Source organism: Pseudomaricurvus sp. HS19 (assembly GCF_009857815.1).
Taxonomy (GTDB): Bacteria; Pseudomonadota; Gammaproteobacteria; order Pseudomonadales; family Cellvibrionaceae; genus Pseudomaricurvus.
In genome coordinates this window covers 23,779-49,989 of the sequence record NZ_WVVW01000009.1, presented here as the reverse complement: position 1 = coordinate 49,989, position 26,211 = coordinate 23,779, and the positions used below count along the sequence as shown (strand labels likewise).

15 protein-coding genes and 1 tRNA gene are annotated in these 26,211 nt (G+C 56.7%); 4 read left to right on the top strand and 12 right to left on the bottom strand.

Annotated elements, in window-relative coordinates; translation table 11 throughout:
• Positions 1 to 21: 21 nt before the first annotated feature.
• The gene (locus GSF27_RS12965) at positions 22 to 2,598 is read right to left on the bottom strand and encodes a ribonuclease R family protein (protein WP_160969748.1); all 2,577 of its coding nucleotides are present in this window, start codon (positions 2,596 to 2,598) and stop codon (positions 22 to 24) included.
• Positions 2,599 to 2,925: 327 nt separating this feature from the next.
• On the opposite strand from GSF27_RS12965, the gene GSF27_RS12960 reads away from it, so the two are divergent.
• Positions 2,926 to 3,012: transfer RNA gene (locus GSF27_RS12960), tRNA-Leu, on the top strand.
• A 209-nt stretch (positions 3,013 to 3,221) separates the two neighbouring features.
• Here GSF27_RS12960 and GSF27_RS12955 read toward each other — a convergent pair.
• A complete protein-coding gene (locus GSF27_RS12955; RefSeq protein ID WP_160969746.1) occupies positions 3,222 to 5,453 on the bottom strand; it encodes a TonB-dependent receptor in 2,232 nt (743 codons plus the stop codon).
• 772 nt (positions 5,454 to 6,225) lie between these two features.
• On the bottom strand, positions 6,226 to 8,529 hold the full coding sequence (locus GSF27_RS12950) for an arylsulfatase (RefSeq protein WP_160969744.1): 2,304 nt from the start codon (positions 8,527 to 8,529) through the stop codon (positions 6,226 to 6,228).
• A gap of 485 nt (positions 8,530 to 9,014) precedes the next feature.
• Between GSF27_RS12950 and GSF27_RS12945 the strand changes: the two genes are divergently transcribed.
• Complete coding sequence (locus tag GSF27_RS12945) at positions 9,015 to 9,686, top strand: TetR/AcrR family transcriptional regulator (RefSeq protein WP_160969742.1); 672 nt, start codon at positions 9,015 to 9,017, stop codon at positions 9,684 to 9,686.
• A gap of 108 nt (positions 9,687 to 9,794) precedes the next feature.
• Here GSF27_RS12945 and GSF27_RS12940 read toward each other — a convergent pair whose 3' ends face one another.
• Genes GSF27_RS12940 through GSF27_RS12930 form a run of 3 tightly spaced genes read right to left on the bottom strand, consistent with a single transcriptional unit; the run spans position 9,795 to position 12,592 of the window.
• Positions 9,795 to 11,159 carry an NAD(P)(+) transhydrogenase (Re/Si-specific) subunit beta gene (locus GSF27_RS12940; protein ID WP_160969740.1) on the bottom strand — a complete coding sequence of 455 codons (1,365 nt, stop codon included), beginning with the start codon at positions 11,157 to 11,159 and terminating at the stop codon, positions 9,795 to 9,797.
• A 12-nt stretch (positions 11,160 to 11,171) separates the two neighbouring features.
• Positions 11,172 to 11,456, bottom strand: a complete 285-nt coding sequence (locus GSF27_RS12935; RefSeq protein ID WP_160969738.1) for an NAD(P) transhydrogenase subunit alpha — start codon at positions 11,454 to 11,456, stop codon at positions 11,172 to 11,174.
• Entirely contained in the window at positions 11,456 to 12,592 is a 1,137-nt protein-coding gene (locus GSF27_RS12930; protein ID WP_160969736.1) for a Re/Si-specific NAD(P)(+) transhydrogenase subunit alpha, read from the bottom strand. The genes GSF27_RS12935 and GSF27_RS12930 overlap by 1 nt, the downstream gene beginning before the upstream one ends.
• Positions 12,593 to 13,369: 777 nt before the next feature.
• Between GSF27_RS12930 and GSF27_RS12925 the strand changes: the two genes are divergently transcribed.
• Together GSF27_RS12925 and GSF27_RS12920 are read left to right on the top strand one after the other, a co-directional pair.
• Positions 13,370 to 14,599, top strand: coding sequence for a hypothetical protein (locus tag GSF27_RS12925; RefSeq protein WP_160969734.1), 1,230 nt, complete (start codon positions 13,370 to 13,372; stop codon positions 14,597 to 14,599).
• 313 nt (positions 14,600 to 14,912) lie between these two features.
• Positions 14,913 to 15,506 carry a hypothetical protein gene (locus GSF27_RS12920; protein ID WP_160969732.1) on the top strand — a complete coding sequence of 198 codons (594 nt, stop codon included), beginning with the start codon at positions 14,913 to 14,915 and terminating at the stop codon, positions 15,504 to 15,506.
• Positions 15,507 to 15,648: 142 nt separating this feature from the next.
• Here GSF27_RS12920 and GSF27_RS12915 read toward each other — a convergent pair whose 3' ends face one another.
• From GSF27_RS12915 to GSF27_RS12890, 6 genes are all read right to left on the bottom strand, one after another.
• A complete protein-coding gene (locus GSF27_RS12915) occupies positions 15,649 to 17,766 on the bottom strand; it encodes a glycoside hydrolase family 2 protein (RefSeq protein WP_160969730.1) in 2,118 nt (705 codons plus the stop codon).
• A 414-nt stretch (positions 17,767 to 18,180) separates the two neighbouring features.
• Positions 18,181 to 20,571 (bottom strand): TonB-dependent receptor, encoded by a 2,391-nt coding sequence (locus GSF27_RS12910; RefSeq protein WP_160969728.1) that lies wholly within the window; start codon positions 20,569 to 20,571, stop codon positions 18,181 to 18,183.
• Positions 20,572 to 21,179: 608 nt separating this feature from the next.
• Complete coding sequence (locus tag GSF27_RS12905; protein WP_160969726.1) at positions 21,180 to 23,504, bottom strand: TonB-dependent receptor; 2,325 nt, start codon at positions 23,502 to 23,504, stop codon at positions 21,180 to 21,182.
• A 467-nt stretch (positions 23,505 to 23,971) separates the two neighbouring features.
• Positions 23,972 to 25,204 carry an amino acid permease gene (locus tag GSF27_RS12900; RefSeq protein WP_160969724.1) on the bottom strand — a complete coding sequence of 411 codons (1,233 nt, stop codon included), beginning with the start codon at positions 25,202 to 25,204 and terminating at the stop codon, positions 23,972 to 23,974.
• Between the two features lie 4 nt (positions 25,205 to 25,208).
• A complete protein-coding gene (locus tag GSF27_RS12895; protein ID WP_160969722.1) occupies positions 25,209 to 25,529 on the bottom strand; it encodes a 2Fe-2S iron-sulfur cluster-binding protein in 321 nt (106 codons plus the stop codon).
• Positions 25,530 to 25,619: 90 nt separating this feature from the next.
• A complete protein-coding gene (locus GSF27_RS12890) occupies positions 25,620 to 26,186 on the bottom strand; it encodes a YceI family protein (protein WP_160969720.1) in 567 nt (188 codons plus the stop codon).
• Between the last annotated feature and the right edge of the window lie 25 nt (positions 26,187 to 26,211).

Genomic DNA, 26,211 nt, shown 5'->3' with positions numbered 1-26,211 from the left:
CCCCTTAAAAGATACTCTCTGTTAACGCTTTTTGGGTTTACTGGCGGCACCGCTGGCCCGGGTCGACTTGGTCTTGCGCACCTGATTGCCCTTACTGGGCTTGCGGGCACCCTTGGCGTCGCCTGACTTACCGCCGGCGGCGCTCTTCTTGGCACCGCCGCGCCTGCCACCACCGTCACCGGAGGAAGCACGTTTTTTGCCCCGGCCATCACCACCGTCGCCCAGCTGCGCCAGTCGCCGTGCATTGTCACGGGTCTTGATGCCCTTACCGCTCTTGGCTGCAGAGCCCTTGCGCTGCTTGAAGTCGAGCAGCTCCAGGTCCACCTTGCGGTCATCCAGGTTGACGCTGGCCACCCGCACCTGCACCTCGTCACCGAGCCGGAACACCTGCCGCGTGCGCTCGCCGACGAGGCGGTGCTGCGCGGCTTCAAAGTGGTAGTAGTCGTGCGGCAAGTTGGTAATGTGAATCAGCCCTTCCACGTAGAGGTCTTTCAGCTCCACAAACAGGCCAAAACCGGTGACACCGGCCACCACACCCTCAAAGCTGTCTCCCACATGGTCACGCAGGTATTCGCACTTCAGCCAGCTGACCACCTCGCGGGTAGCCTCGTCGGCACGACGCTCGGTCAGCGAGCTGTGCTCACCCAGGGCCAGCATATCCTGCAGGCTGTAGGGGTAAATCCGGTTTTTGGCGATTACGCCGGCGCCCTTCACCCGCCGCACCACCGAGCTGTCGAGCTTCGAGCGCACCACATGGCGGATGGCCCGGTGCACCAGCAGGTCGGGGTAGCGACGAATGGGCGAGGTAAAGTGGGCGTAGGCGGTATAGGCCAGTCCGAAGTGACCCTTGTTGTCCGGTTGGTACATGGCCTGGCTGAGACTGCGCAGCATCACCGTCTGGATCAGGTTGGCATCGCTGCGCCCCTCAATCCCCTGCAGCAGCGCCTGGTAGTTTTCCGGTTTCGGCTCGCCCTTGCCCGGCAGGCTGAGACCCAGCTCACCGAGGAACTCCCGCAGGTTTTCCAGCTTCTCTTCCCGCGGCCCTTCATGCACCCGGTAGAGTCCCGGCAGCTTGTGCTTCTCGAGAAAACGGGCCGCACAGACGTTGGCCGCCAGCATGCACTCTTCAATCAGTTTATGGGCGTCGTTGCGCACCACCGGCACAATGCGTTCGATCTTGCGATCCGCATCAAACAGGATGCGGGTCTCCACGGTTTCGAAATCAATGGCGCCACGCACCGTACGCGCGGCACGCAAGGCCTTGTAGATTCGGTGCAGCTCCAGCACCTGTGGCAAAACCGGCGCTACCGGGTGGGACCTATCCAGCCCCTTCTCTTCACTGCGGAAGCCGAGCTTGTCCAGCATCTTGCGCCCCAGCGACCTCTCGGCCCGGGTCGCCGCCACCTGCTCCAGCGCGTCGCCCACCTGGGTGTAGGTAAGGCGGGCGTGGGAGTGAATCACACCTTCATAGAAGGTGTAACCACTGAGCCGCCCCTGGGCCGAGATGGTCATCTCGCACACCATGGAGAGACGATCCACTTTCGGATTGAGAGAGCAAAGGCCGTTAGAGAGAGCCTCCGGCAACATGGGCACCACAAAGTCCGGGAAATAGACTGAGGTACCGCGCTCCTGCGCCTCCCGATCCAGGGCACTGCCCAGTTGCACATAGTGGGAAACATCGGCAATGGCCACATACAGGCGCCAGCCACCGGACTTCTTCGCCTCGCAGTAGACGGCATCATCGAAGTCACGGGCGTCCTCACCATCAATGGTGACAAACGGCAGGTCGCGCAGGTCGACCCGGTGCTCCTTATCCTCATCCGCCACCTCGACCGGCAGCGCACGGGCCTCAGCCTGCACATCGGCTGGCCACAGGTTGGGGATGCCATGGGAGCGGATGGCAACGTCGATCTCCATGCCCGGCGCCATGTGGTCGCCCAGCACCTCCAGCACACGACCGGCTGGCGGATTGTTGCGCCCCGGCTGCTGCACGATCTCGGTGACCACAAACTGGCCGCGCTCGGCCTTACCCACCGCATCGGGGGCAATCATGATGTCGTGGGAGAGGCGCGGATTGTCGGGGCGGACAAAGCAGACTCCGGACTCACTGAACAGCCGCCCCACCACCTGATTGGTGTTATGGCGCACCACCTCAACGATGGATCCTTCACGCCGCCCCTTGAAATCCTGCCCGGTCTCCCGCACCAGCACCTCATCGCCATCAAACACCCGTCGCATCTGGCGGAACGAGAGAAACAGGTCATCCCCCCCATCAGCAGGCACCGCAAAGCCGAAGCCGTCCTTGTGCCCCTGTACGCGAGCCCGCACCAGGTCCATCTTGTCGACAATACCGAAGCCGCGCTTGCGGTTGCTGAGCAACTGACCATCGCGTGACATGGCGATCAGGCGACGACGCAGGGCCTCCACCGAGTCCTCGTCGTGCAGGTCCAGAACCTCGCACAGCGCCTCGTGGGTCATGGGCCCGGGGGACTTCTCCAGTACCTGCAGAATCAGTTCCCGGCTGGGGATGGGGTTGTCGTAGTTGCGGGCCTCACGGTCCGCCTGGGGATCGCGCAATGTATCTTTGCGTTTACTCAAAATGGAGACATCCTTATTTGGAGTTTCCCGGAGGGAAGAAATGTGCCGCCATGATACCGCTGTGGCCGGCATTACCCTAATACTGACGGCCGCAGGGCCTATATTGATTGCGACCGGCAGGCAACGGAGCGTCTCCACGCCCCATTGCCAGCTATCAGTATATGCCATCTGCGGGCAACTGAAGCGGCCACGTCCGGACCCGATTGGTCACTATTCGGCCAACCACCGGCGGCAGTGCATTTTTTTATAAAAAACTGCTCCCGAGTAATTGACATGATCAGGCGCTACTACTAATATGCGCCACCTCGACAGGGCAAGCCCTGTTAAGCCCAGGTGGTGAAATTGGTAGACACGCTAGCTTCAGGTGCTAGTGGCCTCACGGCCGTGGAGGTTCAAGTCCTCTCCTGGGCACCACTATTCAAAAAGGCTGATCCGCAAGGATCAGCCTTTTTTCGTTGTGGCTCGTAACACCAGCAGCCAAAACCCGCCCGATTCCGCTGTACCACTTTCTGCACACCCGCAAACCACATGATTGCGGCGGCAGCCTGCAAACAAAAAAAGGGGCTACTGCCAACAGTAGCCCCAAACGCTTCAAAGACACGCTGAAAAAGTTGGTACTTCCCTTAGAAGAAGTAGTCCGCAGTCACCCCGTAGGTGCGTGGTGGAGCCAGACGCTGTGCCACACCCTTGGTGGCCACACCGGCATCCATCAGGTACTCCTTGTCGGTGAGGTTTTTACCCCAGAAGGTGACGCGCCAGCTGGCACTCTCCGGCTCGATACCCAGGCGGGCGTTAAGCAGGGTGTAGGCGTCCTGTTCCGCTTCCCGGGACTGATCCACGTTGAGGTTCTGGTCGTCCTTGTAGACAACGTCCATACGACCAAACCAGGAGAGACCATCGATCATTGGAATCACGTCGCGGTATTCGGCACCCACGTTGAAGGTCCACTCCGGCGCGTGATCCAGGGTTCTGCCGGAGAAGTCTGAAGTGCCATTGCCGGGCACACCGGTATCACAACTGGTCTCGGTCAGGCCACAGGGGGCATCCTCGTACTTGTCGTACTCGGTCTGCACGTAGCTCAAGCTGCCATTGAAGGTCAGGTGATCGGTGGCCAGCCAGGTAAACTCGGTTTCGAGACCCATGGATTCCACTTCCGCCGCGTTGGTCACCAGCACGCTGTTCTTGTCCGGACGGTTCTGTGTTACCTGGAAATCCTCATAGGTCTGGTAGAAGAGTGCGGCGTTGAGGCGCAGGGTGTTGTCAAACATCTGGCTCTTGATACCGAACTCATAGTTGTAGGAGGTTTCCGGCTCCCAGAAGGCGATATCGGGATCGATACAACCACCGGATGCCTGCAGTGCTGACCAGTCCGCAGGAGGAGTGGATCCGGCAGTCAGACAGGACTCGCCAAACTCCCGCTGCACACCACCGGACTTGAAGCCCTTGTCATGGGCGACGTAGAACATGGTGTCATCATCGTACTGGTAAGTCAGCTTGAGCGAGTAGGTGGTCTCGCGGAAGGTTTTCACCGTCAGGTCTGAACTCGGCCGATACAGATAAAAATTTGGTCCCAGTACTCGATCCTGTGCAGGCGGATTGAGTGCACTGTTTTTACCGCTGCGCTCATCTTCGGTGTAGCGCACACCGACCGTACCGGCCCACTGGTCATTAAACTGGTAGGTGGTACTGGCAAATACGGCTTCGCTCTTTTCCGGCAGCGGGGTGGGAGAGACCAGCACACCGTCGATATAGGAGAGACTATCGGAATCCTGTTCCTGCCAGTAGTAACCGATCAGGTAGCTGAAATCGCCATCGAAATCGGAGGCCCACTGGATTTCGTGTGTTTCAATATCGCGATTACCAATGTTCTCCAGGTAGCTGCCACCGGGTCTTGGGGTCAGCACCCGCTCGTTGGAGTTTTCGGTCTGGTCGCTCTTCAGGTAAGTGGTGATATCTTCCACAGCAGAAATGGTGGTCAGGGTATGACCCAGCACATCCCAGCGCATGTTAAAGATGTAGCGTTCAACGTCGGTCTCCACCTCACCCAGAACAAAATCAGTCGCCTTGCCCAGACTGCCAGGGCCGCTCTGGATAATGTCATAACCGACACTGCCATCCGTACCCACACCACCGGACACATTGCTCTGGTCCATACGGGAGTAGTCGTTGGTGTCCTCGGCGCTCAGCTTGACCTGGAAAGTATCGGTAACATCCCACAGCCACTTCACACGATAGCCTTCGCGATCGGTATTGCGGGTATCCTTGTTGAGAAACACGTTGTCGGTATAACCGTCGGCTTCGGCATTAAAGCCGCTGATACGCAATCCCATCTTGCCTTCGATCAGGGGCACATTCACGACACCGCGAACTTCACGCGCATCGTAATTGCCAGCCACAGCCTGCACCTTACCGGAAAACTCTTCGGTATCAGGGTCGTTGGTATAGACACGGATAACACCGGCGGTGGTGTTCTTACCAAACAGTGTGCCCTGCGGACCACGCAATACTTCCACACGACTCACGTCGAACATTTCAGAGAAAGCCACACCCGGAACGATCTGATAGACATCATCCACCATGACACCCACAGAAGATACAGCCGGGCTGGTACCGCCGGTACCCACACCGCGCATGTAGATACCGGTGGCAATGGCGGATGACGGGCTCACCAGGTCAAGGCCGGAAATGGCGCCGGTCAAACTTTTAAAGTCGGTAATACCGGCATTCTGCAGGTCATCGCCGGATACCGCCGCGATACTGGCGGGAATGGACTGCAGTCCCTCCTCCCGCCGGGTGGCAGTAACCACCACCTCTTCCAGACTCCGGGAGGTCGGTGCTCCGTCTTGTGCGTGCACTGCCGAAGCGGATAAAAAACCAGCCGCCAAAGCCAGTGCCGGCATCATTGCCGCACCGTATCTGCCGGTCATTTTGTTATGTTTCCGAATAACTTCGGAAAGGGAATTTTTCATCATGCTCATGAGGGTAGCTCCCGCTTTTTATTGTATTGCCGCGTTATTATTTTGTTTTTTTATTTTATAAAAATGGCATGCCTGCCTGGCGTCCTGTCACAACTCCTGTCGTGACCAGGCCAGGCCTTACGATACGTGATTTCAACGCTGGAAAGCCTGGCTTGTTCGTAAAGCTTCAACAGTAAGAGGGAAACGGCTTCATACAGACTTTGGACAACCGCAGTCCCGCCACCCCGCGCAGCGACATCGCTCCCACACGGAATGCAAAACTTACTACTGTTGAGTCTCTGTTAATCCAAAACCGCCACCCTCAACCTGCCTCTGTAATTATTAATTCAGCAAAGTTTTAGCGGAGGTTGTACTGCCCTGGTGCACTTATATTTATTCAGATTCAGGTGCTAATGCCGGGCTGTATTTATGGCATCTGTGATGATCAAAATTAAAGATACCAGCAAGTATCGTTAATCTAGCCGACCGCCAGATGCGCTGTCAACACACCGCAGCACCTAAATGTCCCGAAATATTCAGCATTGTCCCGGCAGGAACACCGGGAACAGGTTTTGCCACTGACGCATAGGTTTTAAGGAAATATTAATTAGTTTTTATAATTTCCTTTAGAAATAACAGTGACGACAGCAGTGCCACGGCACACTGTGGCTCAGTGCCCGAGGAGATTAATCTCCTGCGCCACCGGGAATTGAAAACGCAGCGACTTGATAAAACCCGGAGGTATAGCCGAGCGCGCCGGATAACCTGGCACTACCGGACTGGCGTAATCGGCACCCACATCGAAGGTTTCCTCCATTGGCAGCAGCGCAGACAAGCCTTTGAAGGTGCCGCTGCCAACTGGCTTACCATCCAGCATCAGAGTGGCAATGCCATCACGAGAGCCCTGCGGTCTTTCCATGGCAACCTCGATCACACTCTCTCCGCGCTCAATTTTCCTGACCGACCTGATCTCGGTCAGACCGTTGAGCAGGTGCCTGAAGGCCAATACCGGTCGGCCATTTTTCAGGTAAAGCGCCATCCCCCCGCCGTTGCCACCAACGGAAAAAATCACGCCCTCCTTAACCGGCGTCCGGTTATCAATTGAGACTTTCAACGTGAAAGGCAATTGATTTACTGGTGGCCCAATGACCGTCGGAATGCGACCACTGCCCTGGCGATATTCAAAAATACCCTGACGATCCGCCAACTGTTTTTTCACGCGGTTAACGGAAGCCGTAAGATAATCAGGCGCCAGAGGATAGACGTTATTTATCGCCGCCTGCTGCCGGAACAGCGTTACCATGGTCTCGAGTTTCTGTGGTTCACGGTCCGCAAGGTCATGCTGCTCATTGAAATCTTCGGCAAGGTTAAACAGCTGCCACGGAGCAGCATCTACCGACGCCGGCGTGGAGTGCTCCCAGGGACGGGGACGCAACTGCAAATTGGCCTTCCAACCATCGGACCAGACGCCACGGTTACCCCACAATTCGTAATACTGCACCTGCTTGCGGGTTGCCTGCTCCGCATCGTGAATGGCGTAGGCGAAACTCACTCCGTCCAGTGGCTGCTGCTCAACCCCGGCCACCGTTTTCGGAGCCTTAACTCCGGCCAGCTCCAGCAGGGTCGGGGTGACGTCACTGATAAAATGGTACTGGGAACGCAACTCCCCCCGCTCTTTAATGCCTTTGGGCCAGGAGATAATCAGCGGTACACGGCTGCCGCCCTCGAATGCACTCTGCTTGTAATAACGGAATGGGGTGTTACCTGCCGCAGCCCACCCCACCGGGTAGTGAGGATAGGTCTCCGGCCCACCCCACTGCGCGTAGTGACGCAGGTTGTCTTCCCAGGACACCCGCCCCAACAACATTTCATTAAACGTGCCGGTCAAACCACCCTCGGCGCTGGCGCCGTTATCCGACAGCACCACCACGATGGTGTTATCCAGTTCACCAACGTCGTCCAGAGCCTGCAGGATACGGGCGAACTGATCATCGGCGTGGTCCAGCATCGCGGCGAACGCCTCCATCATGCGCGCGGCCATTTTCTGCTGTTCACTACTCAGGCTCTCCCACGCCGGCACATCATCCGGCCACGGCGGTAGCGCTACATCTGCAGGGACAACACCCAACTTCTTCTGCTTCGCCAGTATCACTTCCCTAACCGCGTTCCAACCTTTGTCGAATTTACCGCGGTACTTTTCCAGGTAGCTGGCTGGTGCATGGTGCGGGGCGTGTACGGCGCCGGTGGCCCAGTACATGAAGAAGGGCCGGGACGGGTTGATCGCCTTCAATTCCCGTATTTGGTGGATCGCCTGATCAGCAAGATCTTCTGTCAGGTGATAATCGGGATTGTTCAGGTCCACATCGGTCACCGGCGTGTGATCACGCCAGAGAGTCGGCTGGAAGTGATTCGCCTCGTGTAACAGGAAGCCATAGAAATGTTCGAAACCCTGGCCACTGGGCCAGTAATCAAACGGTCCTGCTGCGGTCGTATGCTCAACCGGCAGGTGGTCCCACTTGCCCAGGGCATAGGTGGCGTATCCCACTCCTTTAAGAATCCGGGCAATGGTAGCCGCCGAATCCGGCACCCGTGCGTTGTAGCCCGGGTATCCGGTCGCCGTTACCGCATGCGCCCCCATACCCACGTTGTGCGGGTTACGACCAGTAAGCAGTGCAGCCCGGCTGGGGGAGCAGAGTGGCGTTGCATGAAAATCCGTAAAGCGGACGCCGCTCTGCGCCAGCTGGTCGAGAGTGGCTGTTTCAGTCAGTCCTCCGTAGCTACCCAGCTGGGCAAAACCCACATCATCCAGCAACCACACCAGGATATTGGGAGCAGCGGCCGGAGGTGCAGGCTCCGCCGGCCAGTCCGGTGTCGAATCGGCTTCCGTGCGGCCGATTTTTCCCTGAAATTCCGTCGCATTACACGCGGCACTCAGGACCAGGGCTAACAGGCCCAACAACCTTTTTCTGCTCATGACTTGCACTCTCTCCCGGTTATGGGCCTGACAGCGGGCCCGCCTCTGGCGGGCAGCCGGTAACACCAGTCCGCAATGTGAATCCTGTACTGGGAGGTCACCGCGTCTGGCTATGGCTATGATTGGGCCGCTGCGGCCGCTGTTATTATTCGGTAGGGTTATTTAACCGGCATAATGATACTGACCAGTTTCTTTATATGTTAGGATTCCTGCACAGTGGCGTCAAGCTGCGACTCTCGCGGCTGGTCGGGTAGTCACGTCCGCAGCACGCGAAAGCCACAAACAGGGGCCGGCTCACAGAGGGCAGCACTGGATCGTGTCCATGTTGCTTTCGTATTGCTTCTGTATTGAAGAGTATCGTTGTGATTCTTTAAGATAACGGGCAGGCAACATTTGCCTGGGACTGTGCAGCAGTGACGCACCCCGGGAATCCGGACTGCCGCAACATAATAAATAATAAACAGGAACCCAGAGCCATCTCCGGTATGAGCAGATCAACGACAACACGTCCGAAGGCCGGACGCCCTACCGCCGCACAGGCCCAGAAGCGCCACGTGGAAATTCTCGACAAGGCGCTGAAAGTGTTTCTGAAAAAAGGCTATGACCTCACCACCCTGGATGAAATCGCTGCGTCAATGCACATGACCAAGCGCACCATCTACACCAATTACGGCAACAAGGAAGCGCTGTTCAAAACGGCACTGGAGAAAGCCTTTGTGGAGTGCGCCCCCTCCCCGGAAGAGCTGAGAGCATTGATCACCGATGACCTCGCCACCACCCTGGAAGCTATCGCCCACAATCGGGTGAGCCACTTCCTGACCCCCAAAGGCCGATCAACCCAGCGCATAGTCAACTCCGAAACCCATCGCTTCCCGGAACTGCTCGGTGTCTTCTACCGCCTCAGCACACTGCCCACCATCGTGGTTATCAAAGAGGTCCTGGAGCACCATGCCGAGCTGGGTGATATTTATCTGGAGCGCCCGGATACAACCGCTGCCCTGTTTCTCAGCATGGCGGTAGGCGTCCCCGCCAGGGGCATAATGACCGGCATCGCCAACAACGACATCAAGGACCTGGACGATCATATCCGCTATTGCGTACAGCTGTTCCTGCACGGCCTTACCAAACCGGAAGTCCGCGCCAAAACACCCGCATAAGTATTCCCCTCCCTGTCGGCAAGCAACACACTGCTGCCAATCGCCAGACGCAAAAACAAAAAAGCCCCGCATATGCGGGGCTTTTTACCAGCGCAGTCCAGGAGCCAATCAGCTCTTGAACTCACCCACAATGTGAGACAGTGACTGCTTGGCATCACCGAACAACATACGGGTGTTGTCGCCCACAAACAGCGGGTTGTCCACACCGGAGAAGCCGGAGCCCATGGAACGCTTCAGCACAAACACGGTACGGGCTTCGTCAACGCGGATCACAGGCATACCGTACAGCGGGCTGCCCTTGTCCTTGTTGGCCGCCGGGTTGACCACGTCGTTGGCACCAATCACTACCGCCAGGTCCACGTTCGGCAGTTGCGGGTTGATATCGTCCATCTCCACCAGCTGATCGTAAGGCACACTGGCTTCAGCCAGCAGCACGTTCATGTGACCAGGCATACGACCGGCTACCGGGTGGATAGCAAACTTCACTTCTGCACCATTGGATTCCAGGTGATCCGCCAGCTCTTTGACCACGTGCTGGGCCTGGGCCACCGCCATACCGTAACCGGGAACGAACACCACACTGCGGGCCGCTTCCATAATCAGGTAAGCATCATCGGCGGTAATGGGTTTCACCTCACCTTCCACTTTGGTGGAGGAAGTTACCGCAGAACCAAAGCCGGAGAAGAGTACGTTGCTCAGGGAGCGGTTCATCGCCTTACACATGATGTTGGTAAGGATGATACCGGACGCACCCACCAGCGCACCGGCAACAATCAGCAGGTTGTTGTGCAGCACGAAGCCGGCCGCACAGGCCGCCAGACCGGAGTAGGAGTTCAGCAGTGCAATAACCACCGGCATGTCAGCACCACCGATGGGGATAACCGCCATGATACCGAACAGCAGTGACAGGCCGAGAATCGCCCACAGCCACACAGGGTTGGAAGGCTCAATGCAGAACATCACTGCCGAACCCAGGATCGCCAGTACCAGCAGCACATTAAAGATCTGCTGGCCGGTGAACATCAGTGCCTTGGTGGGCATACGCTCGGAGAGCTTGGCCCAGGCAATGATGGAGCCGGTCAGGGTTACACCACCGATCAGGATGGAGAGGATGATAGTGACATTGATAAAGGTGCTGTTGCCAGCGGCGTAGGTAGCAACCCAACCTACGAGCAGGGAAGCAGCGCCACCAAAGCCGTTGAACAGTGCCACCAGCTCGGGCATGCCAGTCATCTCCACCTTGCGGGCGGCAAACGCTCCGATTGCAGAACCGATGACAAAACCGGCGATGATGTAAGTCCAGGGCAACAGGCCCTTACCACCCAGGGTAGCCACCACGGCGATCAGCATACCCACGGCAGAGATCAGGTTACCCTGACGTGCAGTAGCCGGTGAACCCAGTTTTTTCAGGCCAAGGACAAACAGGATGGCCGCAACGATGTAGGAAAGATTAATCAGGAAATTGATAGTCATTGTCGGCTCCGCTTACTGCTTCTTCTTGAACATGGCCAGCATGCGGTCAGTTACCATGTAACCACCCACCACGTTAATGGTCGCCAGTGCCACTGCGGCGCCACCGAGGATATGGGCGATCTGCTGGTTCTCAACCACCGCAGCAGCGGCAGTCAATGCGCCCACCACGGTAATACCGGAGATGGCGTTGGAACCGGACATCAACGGCGTGTGCAGCGTTGCCGGTACTTTGGAGATCAGCTCAAATCCCAGAAAGATGGAGAGCACCAGAATGAAGGAGAGATAGATAGCTTCCATTAGTTTGCCCTCGCATTTTTAATCATTTCACTGATCACTTCGCCGTTGTGGGTAACGATACAGCCCTGCTGGATATCGTCTTCCAGGTCCAGCTGGAATGACTTGCTCTCTTTATCCCAGTACTCGAGTACCAGGTTGTGCAGGTTGGCGGAGTACATGTCGGACGCATTGCCGGCAACGTGGCCTGGCATGTTCGGCAGCCCAATGACCTTAACGCCATTGATATCCACCTCTTCGCCCAGCACCGAGCCCTCGACGTTACCGCCGGACTCCACCGCGAGGTCAACCACAACACTGCCGGGCTTCATTACATCCAGCATGTCTTTGGTAACCACCACAGGAGCCTTGCGACCAAACAGCTGCGCCGTGGTGATAACGATGTCCGCTTGCGCACACACTTTTTTCTGGCCTTCCAGCTGCAGCTTTTGCTGCTCAGGCGTCAGCGCATTGGCGTAACCACCGGCAGTCTGGCCGGTTTCACCCAAGTCAATCTCGACAAACTTGGCACCGAGGGACTCAACCTGCTCCTTCACCACCGGGCGGGTATCGAACGCTTCCACGCGGGCACCCAGACGCTTGGCGGTGGCAATGGCCTGCAGACCGGCAACACCGGCACCGATAACAAAAACGCGGGCGGGAGAAATGGTACCGGCGGGCGTCATCATCATCGGCAGAATTTTATCCAGGCGCTCAGCCGCCAGGATCACCATGGCGTAACCGGCAAGGCTCGCCTGCGAACTAAGGGCATCCATTTTCTGGGCACGGGTAGTACGCGGAATCATTTCCATGCTGATGGCGGTAATGCCCGCTTCGAGGAACGCATCAACCAGCGCGTGCTCATTGAAGGGGTCGAGGAACGAGATATGGATCGATCCTTTCTTCAACAAAGCGACTTCGGCCAGCTCAGGCTTGCGCAGGCGCAGAACGATGTCCGCCCCTCCCAGCAGTGCCGCACGATCAGTCACCACACTGGCGCCGGCAGCAGCATACTCGTCATCTTTAATACCGATGGCCAGGCCCAGACCGGACTCAATCTGTACCTCTGCACCCTGGTCGGTAAATCGTTTTACCGAGGCAGGTACTACAGGGACCCGGGTTTCTCCGGGAGCCAACTCCCGCGGGATACCAATAATCATAAGATGTCCTTGCTTGTTGTTATGGGCACAGAGGTACATGCCTCAGCCCTGATTTTATTGAACTCCTGACAGCACCCGACGGATCAAAACCGGAAGGTATGACTGCCACGTTTCCTTTCCCTTGCGGCCCGACTGCACCGCGCACTCTGCAAAAAAATCTGCCCCGATCCCCAAGGCTGCAAACCAAACAATTACTAAGTCATCAGGCAAAACCTGATCGACAGCACTTTATCTGCGACGAAACACCTGCGCATTACCGCTTTGGTATGGCGTACGAAAACCACCATAAAGTGCTGTACTTTTATCTATAAGTTTTTAAAATAGCTGCTATAACGTCTTGCAAATAATCGCCCGACCCGATAGCAGCCGCGCATAGTACGCAATCCTCAAGCCGCTACTCAAGGGTTAAAAATGACCGAATGTGGTCACAAAAACCATTTTCCAGCCAGCACGCGATTGTTTTGGTGAGTAACAGCCAAAAATGTTGCTACCTCACCCTCCCCGCCCCGACTTCCACATTCAACTTATCAAACACCCTGCTCAATAAAAACCACACCCGTGCACCGCAACACCCATCAGTTTTAGCAGAGATTGCCGCCCGCATCCTGCGGATGTGAGATTTAATGCGCCAGCAACCCGGCCGCCAGGGCCCTGCCGCCAAACCTCTCCTGGCCAGCAGGCGAAACCGTTTGCAGACGCTCCCGCAGGCAACACAAGCGTCACATTTCCTCCGTACAGTTTTCATTCTGATATAAATCCACTTCCAGGGAGCAAGGAATGAACAAGTCACTGCACGCAGTATTATGGATAGGCGCCACTCTGGTGGCACCGGTAATGGCCGCCACCCCGATTACCGATGAGGCCTCGTTACAACAGGCACTGGTACAAGCCGCTGTCGATCCAACCGCGGGCCATCTGGTCTTTGCCAAGGATGCCACCATCACACTCTCTGCCCCGGCGGTCTACAACGGTAGCAACCCCCTCGAAATCGAAGGTAACGGTGCCACCATTGACGGCAGCCACGCCGGCAGCTTTACCCTGTCAGAGGATCTTACCGCCATGACCGAAGACGGCACCCTGGTCTTCAATACCGCTGCCGACATCAAAATTAATCACCTCACCATCAGTCACAGTGCCACCCGTGGCCTGGTAGTGAATATTCCCGAAAACGCCACCGGTGAGGACATCTCCGTGCACCTCAATCGCGTGGAGATCAGCCATTCAGCGCTGTTCGGACTGCACATTGATGACAACATGGACGAGTTTGATGACGGCAACTCCGGCTCCGCCATCGGTGTTGAACTGCTGATCAACAACTCCATCTTTTTCCGCAACGGCACCGGTGCTATCGACTTTGACGGTGTGCGGGTGGACGAGCGTGGCGAAGGCAGCATTCGCTCACACATCATCAATACCTGGATCAACGAAAACGGCGGTGACGGTATTGAGTTGGACGAAGGCGGTACCGGTGCTGTCGATGCCACCATGATTCACGTCACCCTGAACGACAACGGCTTTTACAACGAGGAAGACCTGGATGACGGCTTCGACATTGACGAAGCCGGCGAAGGTGACCTGAAGGTCACCTTGATCGATGTAACCGTAAACAACAACCTGGATGAAGGCCTGGACTTTGACGAGGCCGGCGAAGGCAACCTGCTGCTGGAAGCGCGCAACATTTCCGCCGCCAACAATGCTGACGAAGCCATCAAACTGGATGAGGAAGACGATGGCGACATTATTGCCAAAGTACACAAAACCACGGTAACCGGCAGCGGCGATGACGGTATTCAATACACCGAAATTGGCGCCGGCAAGATCAGCGCCTCCTTTAATCGCACCACAGCCACCAATAACAACAAGTACGGTATCAAGCTGGGCCAATGGATTGAGGAAGATGAAGAGCAGTCCATGGAACCCGCCGGCAGTGCCACAGTGAAACACACCCTGTTGAGCGGAAACGGCAAGGGCAATGATATCGATGTGGACAATGTAATCATCAAATGAATGTCCCACGGAAGCCCGGGCAACCGGGCTTCCGTCCCCGCAACCTGTCCCGGTCGCCAAGCTGCAAAGCCCCTCTTCGATTTGCCTGTGTCTCCCCGCCCGGCAGCACCGTATAACAGTACCAGGCGCTGGTAGCCCGCCACACCATCCCCGCTCTCTGGCAAGTGTCTGTAAACTGGCATAAGGTAATGAAGCAGTAACCAATCCGCGCGTTGACGGCGACAGCACTGCGCTGCGACACCGGAACACCCGGCAACCCCGGGACACCCTGCCAGCGGCCGAAGCTGCGTTAAAGCACCAGGAGACCAGCACCATGGTTTTACCCGGAACCCCAGCCCGGTTTCACCACAGCCACCAGACCCACCTGGAAAGCCTGCTCAAATTTCTCGCCCTGATCTCCGTGCTGGTGGCCTACTTTCTCTACGTGGCGTGGAAATTCAATGCCGCCACCGGCTTCGGGCTGGCGCTGCTGAGCTGGAGTTTTTTCGTGCTCTGCACGCCCATCGCCGACGGCGGGTTTATTGTCGCCTTTCCCGTGCGTTTACTCTTTAATGTACGCATGGCCACCACCCAGCTGGTGGTGTGGCTGGTGGCCGTCGCCATCAATATCGTGATGCTATTGATGTACCGCGACACTTACGCACTGACGTTTCTCACCCGCCTGCTGGAACAGATACTCACTCAACCCCTCCCCTACTGGAGCATTCTGCTGATCAGTGCCCTGGGCACCTTCCTGTCGATCTGGTTTGGTGATGAGATGATGGACGTTACCCGTCATTCACACAGGGAAAAGTATCACCGTCACGGTTTCAATTACCGCCTGATACTGGTGCTGGGGCTGGGCATACTTACGGTAGCCGCCTATTACAACCTGTTGGCCGGGCTGGATATACAGCTGCCTGAGTGACGGAGGGGAAAGTAAAAACGACGCACGGCACACAATAGCCACCGCACGAACGTACAAGACATCTGCCACAGGTTGGCAACAGAAAACAGGGAAGAGAGACACAGCAGCGGAAATGATTTTCCGCTGCTGTGTCAAACGAGGTTTAGTCGGCAGACTTGTCCTGCTGCTGGCGATAGAAATCCGCCAGCACATCAAAGGCAAGTTTCTTTTCACCGGTCTCCGACACCAGACCCTTGCGATTGTAGGTGTCCTGGATACCGTTCAACTCACGCAAATGGGAGCGAAAATCCTTCAGCACCCACGGCGACATACCCTGCACAAATTCGCTGCGAGGCAACATATCCAGCTGGGCGCGGAACACACGGGCCTGATACTCCTCGGACCACATCAATCCCTCTTCAGAGCGCAGGCCTTTTTTGGCACCGGCTCCGAACTCGGAGATGATCATCGGCTTGCCGTACGGATTGGTGAAGCGTACACGGGGCATGATGTTGTCAATGATCACATCACGCACAATGCCCTGATCCACCTGGGTCATCTGGGAGAAAAATTTGGCGTAGTACCAGCCGAAGTACTGGTTGTAACCGGCCACATCCACCACTTTACCCAGCGCATCGGTAACCGCCACTTCGATCACCTGCTCACCCTCAGACTGCGACGGTTGTGCTGGCGCCTTGCCACCCGCCATTTTCGCGGCCATGGCCATCAGCCGTTGGCGATCCGCTTCGGCCAGTTTGGGATGGCGCAGGATACCGGCGAAGATAGCTTTGCCGAGCTCGGCAAACTCCTCACCCTGACCACCAACCAGTGCCGAGGTAATCGGTCGCTTGCTGTCATCCAGTGAACGAGCCGTCTCCACCAATGTTGTGAGGAAGTCGAGACGCGCCTGGGTCTGGGGGAAACTCTCATTGGACACGGACCACAGAATAATGGACGCGCGGTTCATATCCCGGGTGACATTCTCAGCCACCTGGCTTTTCGCCACTGCCAGGGTATCGGCGTTTTCCCAATCGATAAGGGAGACAATGGGCACTTCACTCCAGACCATCAGCCCCATCTCATCGGCCAGCTTCAGGGTGTACTCACTGTGCGGGTAGTGGGCCAGGCGAATGTAGTTAGTGTTGAGCTCCTTCACCAGTTTCAGGCTCGCCAGCACATCCTCGTGGGTGGAGGCCATACCCGGGTGCAGCGGAGTTTCCGCATGCATGCTGATACCGTAGAGCTTGATGGGCTCGCCATTCAGCAGGATGTTCAGGCCATCAACCGCAATGGTACGGAAACCGATGCGATCCTTGATGCGCTCCTTGCCCTGCGCCAGTGATACATCGTAGAGATAAGGATTTTCGGGCGACCACAGATCAAGCTTCTGTGCCTGCACCTTAAAGTTTGCACGCCCTTTGGCATCGGTCACCGCAGAGGTTTTCACTCTGGCCTTGCCGATTTTCAACTCGACCTTTTGCCCGGCAACCTTGCCGCCGGCCAGCTGCACCCAACCGCTGATCTCGTTTTTCTCACGGTCGCTCAGGTAAACATGGTATTGGGAGATAAAGGTATCCGGGACTGTGACCAGGCCGACATCACCAATCAAGCCGCCATACTTCCAGAAGTCGGAAGTTCGCATGGTGGGAATGGTGGTCTCATCCAGGTTGGCATCGACACGTACAATGATGTTGTTGCTGCCTTTCTGCACGAAATCAGTTACATCAAAATTGAACGAGGTATAGCCACCAATGTGGCGACCTACCAGCTTGTCATTCACAAACAGGTCAGTGGTGTAGTTGGATGCGCCGAAGTGGACAAAGTAACGCTGTCCGGCTTTGGGCTTCAGATCGACGGATTTCTGATAGAGGATTCGACTGCGGTAGCGATCCAGCTCCGGGGCCTGGCTGTTCCAGTCACCGGGCACACGCAGCTGCTTGCGGTCATCGAAACTGTGCTCCAGCAGTTCCATGCCGGTCTTGGGGTAGATCTCACCAGTATCGTAATAATCATGTTTGGTGATAACCCGCCAGCCCATGCCCGCCTCATCAATCATGATATTCCACATGCCGTTGAGCGACTGGTAGTCACGGCCCTGGGCATTCACCAGTAGCGGACTGATGTCCGGGTAGCCCTGATCCGGCTCACCTTTGAAAAAGTCCATGGCAGCTTCGTGTTCATCCTTCTTCTCCGCCGCCTGTACCACGGAAAAAAATGGCAGCAGCAATGCCACCAGCAACAGTTGCCAGCCACTCCGGGCCGACCAATATTTATTATTCATATCAAACGCTCTCTGAATTATCACTCTGAAGCAAAATCTGGAAAACGGCTTGCATGCCCGGGAAAAGCAACAGTAGCCCAGCCCACTGAAAAGCCTTCAGCGACCTGTTCCCCCATACCTCAACCGCAAGCGAATACGCTATCGCCACTACGGCCAATACAGGGGCTTTCATTCTGGCAGGAGAGGCTGGACTGTCAATATTGGCCTTACCAATCTTGACAATAAAAGCAGGCCTCATCAGCAGTCAGAGACCACCCCTGTATAGCTCAGGCAAAAAAAAGCGGTATACCCACAGGGAGCACACCGCCGCATAAAGCAAAAATGACAAGATTGCACACTGGCCTTGGTAAAACACCTAAATATAGGGGCAGGCCCAAGACCAGAAAAACGGCCTGCCCCATTCAGGTTCTGGTGTTACATACCGAAGTTGTAACGCACACTGATACCCACTTCACGACGTGGAGTCAGCTGCACGGCGTAGTAACCGGAGTCACCCACGTAGTTGGCCAGGGTACCGCCCGCACCTTCCATCACATCTTCGTAGGAGAGGGTTTCAACTTCGTCAGTGACGTTCTTGGCAAACAGTTGCAGATCCCAGGCACCGGCGATATCACGCACACCGAAGAACACGTTCAGCAGACCATAGCTGTCGATGGTGGTGTAGCGGTGCTTGTTGTCGTTCTCCGGGTAGTAGGAGTAGATACCACGAACGTAGGCTTCCATGTCGCCGGACACTTCGGTGAAGTATTCGGAGCGCAGGGACGCCGACCAGTTGGGGGCGCTGCTGGCGGAGTCACCGGTGTCACAGAAAGCAATCTGGTGACCGGCATTGAGGCTACCGCTGACACTCGGGTCCACCTGATCCGGACGACCGTCGAGGTTGCCATCGTTACAAGGCACGGCGCTCTGCAGCTCGCTCTCGTTCCAGCTGAATACCGCAGCCACGTTCCAGTTTTCCAGCAACTGGTAGGTCGCATCCAGGTCAACACCCTGTACCACGGCGTCGGCGTTGCTGGTGAAGTTAAAGCTCTCGATACCGTTGGTACCAAAGTACTGCGTGGTTGGTGAGTAGTAGATATAGTTTTCGAAGTCCTGGTAGAAGTAGGCAGCGTTCAGGCGACCACGACCATCCAGGAAGTCCAGTTTGAAGCCAACTTCGTAGCTGATGGAACGCTCGTTGTCGCGATCAGCCACCACCTTCGCCATATTGGCGTCCGGGGTGGAGAGGTTGTTCACGCCCAGGGCACCGACAGGACCAGGACGCACAGCAGTACCCACGTTACCGTAGACCATCAGGTCATCGTTGAAGCGGTGGGAGAGGGAGACGTTCCAGATCAGCTCGTTATCGTCACCCTTGATTTTCGCGCCGGAGACTTCACTGCCGTTAACGTAGGTAGTGTTCCAGATATGGCTGCGAATCTGGCGCACACCCGCGGACAACTCGGTAGCGTCTGTCAGGTAGAAAGTGGTGTTAAAGAACGCCGACAGTTCGTCTGACTCAGAAGGACGATCAATGTAGTTGGTCAGGATATATGCACCGCCATTGGCAGTCGGGTTCAGGGCGCCCAGCTGCGGGTTCAGATCAGCACTGAGAATGGTGTTGGAATCCAGCAGGTTGCGACCGTACTTCTCCTGATAAAAGAGACCTACGGTGTAGCTGAAGAAGTCGGCAATGGGCTCTTCCGGGGTAATGCGGATTTCATGGGACTCCTGCTGCTGGTACAGGTCCAGGTTCTGGAACCATTCATCGCGATTGACAGCAGTGCCCATTGGTCCGAGGGAGAACTCGCCACCGTTGGAATCGTTGATCCAGTTGGCCTTATCGTAAGGCGAGTTGGCGTCGTTCTGGTATTCGCTGTACTGGCCCACGTAGGTCAGCTCAAAGCCGCCCACCAGCCAGTTCAGGTTGAGGGTGGTGACCTCCAGGTCGGTCTCTACCTTGTTAGGCGAGCCGAAGACGCTTTTGCGATCTTCAGGATCGATCCGGCCAATGCCGCTGTGGTGCGCCATGCTGGTATTCAGGCCAGCGTACTGAGGGTTGGTCACCAGGTCCTTGCTGATGCGCTGATGCATCAGCTGGCCATCAAAGTTATCGGTAGGTGCAAAGCCCAGGGTCGCACGGAAGCCCTGAACATCGGAATCCGGGTCCACGTCGTGGAAAACACTGGTCACGCCATCCACTTCGTTCTCGTCCACCACACCGGCCAGGCGCAGGGCCAGCTTCTCTTCGATCAGTGGCAGGTTGATGGCGCCCTGGTAGTTGGTGCCGCCCTTGTTGTTGGCGGTGGCATTCACGTAGCCTTCGAGACTGTCGAAGTTGGCTGCGCGGCTGCGTACGGTAATGGCACCGGAGGGAGCGGAACGCCCACGCAGGGTGCCCTGGGGACCACGCAGCACTTCCACCTGGCCCACATCGAACACCTGGGTGAAGATCTGGTTGGACTCTACCGGCGCATCGTTGAGGTAAAACTCAACCGATGGTGCCACGCCTGACTCAATGCTGAAGTCGACGCCGCGCATGGTAGCCTGGGTGCTGAAGCCGTTGGAGCCACTGTCCAGGCTGACACCAGGTACGACCGACTGCATGTCCTGGAAGTTAAGAATATTGAGCTTTTCGAAGGTATCGGAGCCCACCGCGTTTACGGTCTGGGGCACATCCTGCAGGCTCTCGTCCTTGCGGCGGGCGGTTACCACCACCTCTTCCAGCATGAAGCCGCTGCTCTCCTGGGCCAGTACAGGAATACTCATCGGGAAGGCCAGGGCCAGCGCGGCCGCGCCACGCATCATGGGTTTGTTCGCTTTCATCTCTCTCTCCTACATCTGTACATCATGGAGCTGTTGACCCGGCTATCTTTCTGTATTTTCGGGGCCGCCGACCGCTCGAAACGGTGCAGTTGCGGAACCCTCCCGGGAACATACGGCGGGGCATTCTATAGAACGACCAAAAACCGGTCAATTGGCCTTACCACATTACCGCATGCTGCAGACCCCCTCACGGCCCGCGATACCCAGGCCAGAAAGGCCCGCACAGCCGCCTCGCCAGCCCCATCACCAGGTGAAGCGCATCAGGGAACATAGAGAGTCAGGCTATCCAGGAGGCCGCAGAAAGGACGTATTTACCCGGCGGGACTGATGGCAACTGCACACTTGGGGGCCACCCCCACGGAAACGACGCGAACTACGGTCTGCTGACGAAAAAAGGAGATAGTGCTGGCCGGGAGCCTCACGGCCAGCACCTGGAAGACAGGCACTGCAGGAAGAACAGAAATCAGGAACAAAAAAGGCGGCAAGCTCCGGAGAGCTCCACCGCCACAAAGCACCTAAACGATGCAAGATACACACTGACCCTCGCGGGCCCCCGATGGGAGCGACCTGAGCCAGGAGAATCTGGCCACTCCCACAGGTTCTTACAATCAGGATCCGAAGTTGTAACGCACGCTGATACCCACTTCACGCAAAGGGGTTGAGCGAGCAGTGTAGTAACCGGAATCGCCCAATGCGGTCGCCAGCGAGCTGCCCTCGCCAATCTGCAGATCCTCAAGGGAGGTCATCTGCTCTTCGCCAGTTACGTTTTTGGCAAACAGTTGCAGATCCCAGCTACCCCCAACATCCCGCAAACCGACGTACAGGTTCAGCAAACCATAAGCGTCGATAGTCGTGAACTGATGCTGGTTGTCGTTCTCCGGTGTGTAGGAGTAGATACCGCGTACATAACCTTCAAGACCGTCTGACACTTCGGAGGCGTACTCCGAACGCACGGCCATAGACCAGTCAGCCATGGTGCTGGCCTTGTCGCCAGTAGCACAAAAGTTCACCTGGTTATTAGCATCCAGCGGGCGGGACGCATCGTTACAGGGCACCTCGGATTGCAGCTCACTGTCGTTCCAGGCAAGCACCGCTGATGCCGTCCACTCCTCGGTCAGCTGAAAACTGACATCGATGTCCACACCCTGTACCTCGGCATCGGCGTTGGTGGTGAAGTTGAAATCATCAACACCATTACTGCCAAAGTAGAGAATGGAAGGCGAGTAGTGGAGGAATCCATCAAACTCCTGATAGTAATAAGCCGCATTCAGTCGGCCACGACCATTCATGAAATCCCACTTGATACCCAGCTCGTAGGAGATAGAGCGCTCGTTATCGCGAAACAGTACCTTCTCCATATTTGCATCAGGTGTCGCCAGGGCGCGGATACCCAGGGTCCCCAAAGGTGCGGGACGCACGGCAGTACCGGCATTGGCATAGGTCATGAGATCATCACTGAAGCGATGTGACAGAGATGCGTTCCAGATGAGTTCATTGTCATCACTGGAGTCCGAGCTGATACGGCTACCACGCATATAGGTTTCGTTGCTGGTATGGGTGCGAATCTGGCGCGCCCCGAGAGAGAGTTCCGTCGCATCGCTCAGGAAGAAGGTGCCGTTAACAAAGCCGGAGAGCTCATCAGACTCAGAAGGACGCTCCATTGGCAGCGTGTACACGAGAACACCGGACGGCGTGCCACTGGAGCCAACAATTCCCAGCAAGGAGTTACGATCCAGCAGGTTCAGCCCCTCCTGCTCTTCATAAAACACCCCTACGGTGTAGCTGAAAAAGTCAGCGACAGGCTCTTCCGGAGAGATACGCAGCTCATGGGTGCGAGTCTCCCGCATCAGGTGCAGATTCTGATACCACTCATCCACCAACAATGCCGCCTGACTCGCAGACAAGCCCGTTGCATCGCTTTCGGCAATCCAATTAATCTCGTCCTCCGGTGAATTGGAGCGGGTCACCAGCTCGCTGTAGGAACCCACATAGGAGACCTCCAGTCCACCCACCAGCCAGTTGACGTTCAGTGTCGTCACTTCAGTAATGTTTTTAACATCGTTGGGACTGCCCATCAGGCTCACGCGGTCTTCCGGGGCCACATAACCGACAGAAGCATGGTGTGGCAGGGAGCGATTCTGACCGGCCTGCTGCTCAAAGGTCACCAGGTCTTTGGAGATACGCTGATGCATCAATTGCGAGTCGATATTCTCGGTGGGCGAAAAACCAAGTGTGGCGCGAAAGCCCTTGATATCAGCATCAGAGTCCGCATCGCTGAACACACTGTCAACGTGATTGGCTTCGCTCTCATCCATAACACCTGCCAGGCGCAAGGCCAGCATGTCGGAGACCAGCGGAATATTGATGGCGCCCTGATAGTTGCTGCCGCCCTTGTTTGTCAGGGTCGAACTCAGGTAGCCCTCGTACTCGGAGTAATTGACATCGCGGGTGCGCACGGTAATGGCACCGGATGGTGCTGAGCGGCCACGCAGGGTACCCTGCGGCCCACGCAACACCTCCACCTGGCCAACATCAAACACCTGGGTAAAGATCTGGCCTGAAGAGACAGGAGCATCGTTAAGGTAGAACTCAACCGATGCCGAGGTCTGCGCCGTCGGGTCGTAACTCACACCACGCATACTGGCCTGGTTGGTGTAGCCGTTGTTTTCGCTATCCAGGGTCACACCCGGTACAACCGACTGCATATCCTGAAAGTTAAGGATGTTAAGTTTCTGGAAGGTTTCAGCATCGACAGCGTTAACGGTCTGCGGTACATCCTGGAGACTTTCGTCCTTACGACGGGCTGTGACCACCACCTCCTCCAGCATGATACTGCTACTCTCCTGCGCCAGTACCGGCACACTCATGGGAAAGGCCATACCCAGCAGCACAGGCGTGGCTGCCAGACGAAATTGTTCGCGATTGCACTTCATGACTCTCATTACCTTTTTGTTATATCTCGTCGCCTGACAGAGTTCAGACCAGCCCGCAGCAGCACAACGACAGATCCATTGCGGAGGAATAAACACCTGCCCGGATTTCAGCGGGCGCCGATACTAGGAACGCTCCCCAGACTGGTCAATCCACCAGGAAGACGCGGGTACGGCTTAACTACCCCTTTCAACTGCAGGTAGCCGGCAACCGTTTGGCAAGAAGTTCAGTGACTGCGGGGGTTTGCGGGCATCAGCCGCCGCCAGGACGCCCGCACACCGGGAATCGCTAAGAAATGTAATCAATCAACAAAGAAACAATAAGTCTTCCGAAGTACATATATACAGATAAGAAATCAGAATTCGGATTCGAAAAAAATTAAATTAACCCTTAAAAAAAGCCATAAAATAAATATCTTTTCATTAAAGAAAAACAAGATTGTACATATATATGTACTTTTAAGATGGGCTCAAAGCCTGATCAACAGACCAGTGGCAAAGTGAAAAACAAACCAGAGACAGACAAACATGCCCAGGACCGGCACCCATCGCGGACACTGAAACCAGGGCTCTTCAGCACCTTTATCCGGACGGCGATGCACCCGCCATAGCGCCAGATTGGCAATGGCAAACACACTCAACATGATCGCCGAGGTAATTTCCGCCAGTGCCCCCAGTCGCCCCAGGACAGCCAGCAGGGCGACCATCACAGAAGCCAGCAAGGTGGCTGCTGTCGGGGTGCGGGTACGGGCACCGACCTGCGCCAGCCAACCGGGCAACTGGCCGCGACTGGCGAGTCCGTAGAGCACCCTTGAGGCCATAATGATCTGGATCAGAGCCCCGTTGACGATGGCAAACATCCCCACTCCGCTGATCAGCCAGGCCGTCTCCGGATGATAGGCCCGATAGACGTCCACCAACGGGGCGCTGCTGCCGGCCAATTGCTGTGGAGTAAAGGTAAGCAGTGCGGCTGACATGACCAGCAGGTACAACAGCGTCGTGATCAGCAACGTCAGCAGTATCGCCAGCGGCAGGGTGCGGCGCACATTGCGCACCTCCTCCGCCACCACCACCATGTCTTCAAAACCGATAAAGGCGTAGAAACCCAGCAGCGCGCCGGCAGCAATCAGGCTCCAATGGCTAACATGAAATCCCTCCAGCAACGGCTCCCACGTTGCCAGCGAACCCGTCAGCGCCCCGCGACTGACCCAGATCACCAGCAGCAGGCCACCCAGCTCCAACAGGGTAATCAGCCCCGCCACCGTGACCGACTCGGCAATGCCCCACCAGGCGACCAACCCCAACAGCAGGGTCAGGCCCAACACCAGTGGCAACCGGGGCCACGACAGATACAGATACAAATAACCAATCATGGCATTGATGATGGCAGCCGCAGAGACCAGCCCCGCCAACACCACCAGCAGGCCCACCAGGGTCGACAGGTGGCGGGAGCCAAGACCTTCACGGACAAAGGTGGCAGCGCCGCCGGCAAAGGGAAAACGGGCGGATAATTCCGCGAAGGACAAGGCTGTGAGGGACGCCAATAGCGCGGCGAGCACAAACGACGCCAGGGCCGAGTAACCGGAGACCGCCGCCAGCTCGCCCACCAGCGCATAAATTCCGGCGCCGATGGTAGTGCCCAAGCCGTAGAGCAGCAGGTGCGGCAGGGTCAAAACCCGTTTCAGCGCCGGCTTGCCACTCACAACATCACCTCCGGCGGGATTGCTCAAAAGAGAGATCGGACAACACCAGGTCGGAGCGGGCGCTGGCAATGCAGGGCAGGATCACCCCCTGCTCGATATCGGCCTGCCACAGGCCGTGAGGATAGCGGGCACCGTAGTCGATATCGCCACTTACCAACTGGCAGCGGCAGACACCGCAACCGCCGTTACGACAAGCCTTGCGCACCGGCAACTCCTGCCGGCGCATGGCCTCGAGCAAGGTTTCATTCCCGTCGACACGCAACTCCAGGTCAGCGGCCTGTGTTTGGCGAATGGTGATCAGGAAAGACATACTCGGAACAGACACGCTCAGCTCCACGCGGTGGCAGGATGCTGGCATGGTAGCAGGGACGCGCGGCAGTGGCACCTGCCGGGAGGTGCCACTGTAGGGGAGGACTTACTGGCGAATCCCTTCGATATGCAGGTCCAGCTCCACTTCGGTGGACGCCGGGCCGAGACGCTCGGGAATACCGAAATCAGTCAGCTTGAGAGTGGTGGTGCCGGAGAAGCCAACCCGGTAGCCGCCCCATGGATCCTTACCTTCACCAATTTTTACGGCATCAATGGTGATGCTTTTGGTGGCACCGTGCAGGGTCAGGTCCCCGACTACCTGCAACTTGTCGTTGCCCAGGTCGCGCACCGAAGTACTGGTAAAGGTGGCCTCTGGATAAAGCTTGGTATCGAGGAAGTCGTCGCTGCGCAGATGCTTGTCACGCTCGGCATGGTTGGAATCCAGGCTCTCGGTGTCCACGGTTACGGAGATTTTTGAAGCTTCCGGCTTATTGGCATCGTAACTGAAGAAACCGGTGAACTGGTTGAAGCGCCCCAACAGCATGGAATAGCCCAGGTGGGGGATTTTGAAGTTGATGGAGGCGTGGGCGCCCTTGGTATCCACCACGTACTCCGCCGCAAAGGTGTTACAGGAGAGCAGCAATGCGGCCGCAGCCAGTGCAGTTTTTTTCATATCAGTTACTCCGGAAAATAAATTG

Bases quoted from the DNA above. Each gene is read 5' to 3' on its own strand.
- GSF27_RS12950 (WP_160969744.1), bottom strand. From the start codon at position 8,529: ATGAGCAGAAAAAGGTTGTTGGGCCTGTTAGCCCTGGTCCTGAGTGCC.
- GSF27_RS12945 (WP_160969742.1), top strand. From the start codon at position 9,015: ATGAGCAGATCAACGACAACACGTCCGAAGGCCGGACGCCCTACCGCC.
- GSF27_RS12940 (WP_160969740.1), bottom strand. From the start codon at position 11,159: ATGACTATCAATTTCCTGATTAATCTTTCCTACATCGTTGCGGCCATC.
- GSF27_RS12935 (WP_160969738.1), bottom strand. From the start codon at position 11,456: ATGGAAGCTATCTATCTCTCCTTCATTCTGGTGCTCTCCATCTTTCTG.
- GSF27_RS12930 (WP_160969736.1), bottom strand. From the start codon at position 12,592: ATGATTATTGGTATCCCGCGGGAGTTGGCTCCCGGAGAAACCCGGGTC.
- GSF27_RS12925 (WP_160969734.1), top strand. From the start codon at position 13,370: ATGAACAAGTCACTGCACGCAGTATTATGGATAGGCGCCACTCTGGTG.
- GSF27_RS12920 (WP_160969732.1), top strand. From the start codon at position 14,913: ATGGTTTTACCCGGAACCCCAGCCCGGTTTCACCACAGCCACCAGACC.
- GSF27_RS12915 (WP_160969730.1), bottom strand. From the start codon at position 17,766: ATGAATAATAAATATTGGTCGGCCCGGAGTGGCTGGCAACTGTTGCTG.
- GSF27_RS12910 (WP_160969728.1), bottom strand. From the start codon at position 20,571: ATGAAAGCGAACAAACCCATGATGCGTGGCGCGGCCGCGCTGGCCCTG.
- GSF27_RS12905 (WP_160969726.1), bottom strand. From the start codon at position 23,504: ATGAAGTGCAATCGCGAACAATTTCGTCTGGCAGCCACGCCTGTGCTG.
- GSF27_RS12890 (WP_160969720.1), bottom strand. From the start codon at position 26,186: ATGAAAAAAACTGCACTGGCTGCGGCCGCATTGCTGCTCTCCTGTAAC.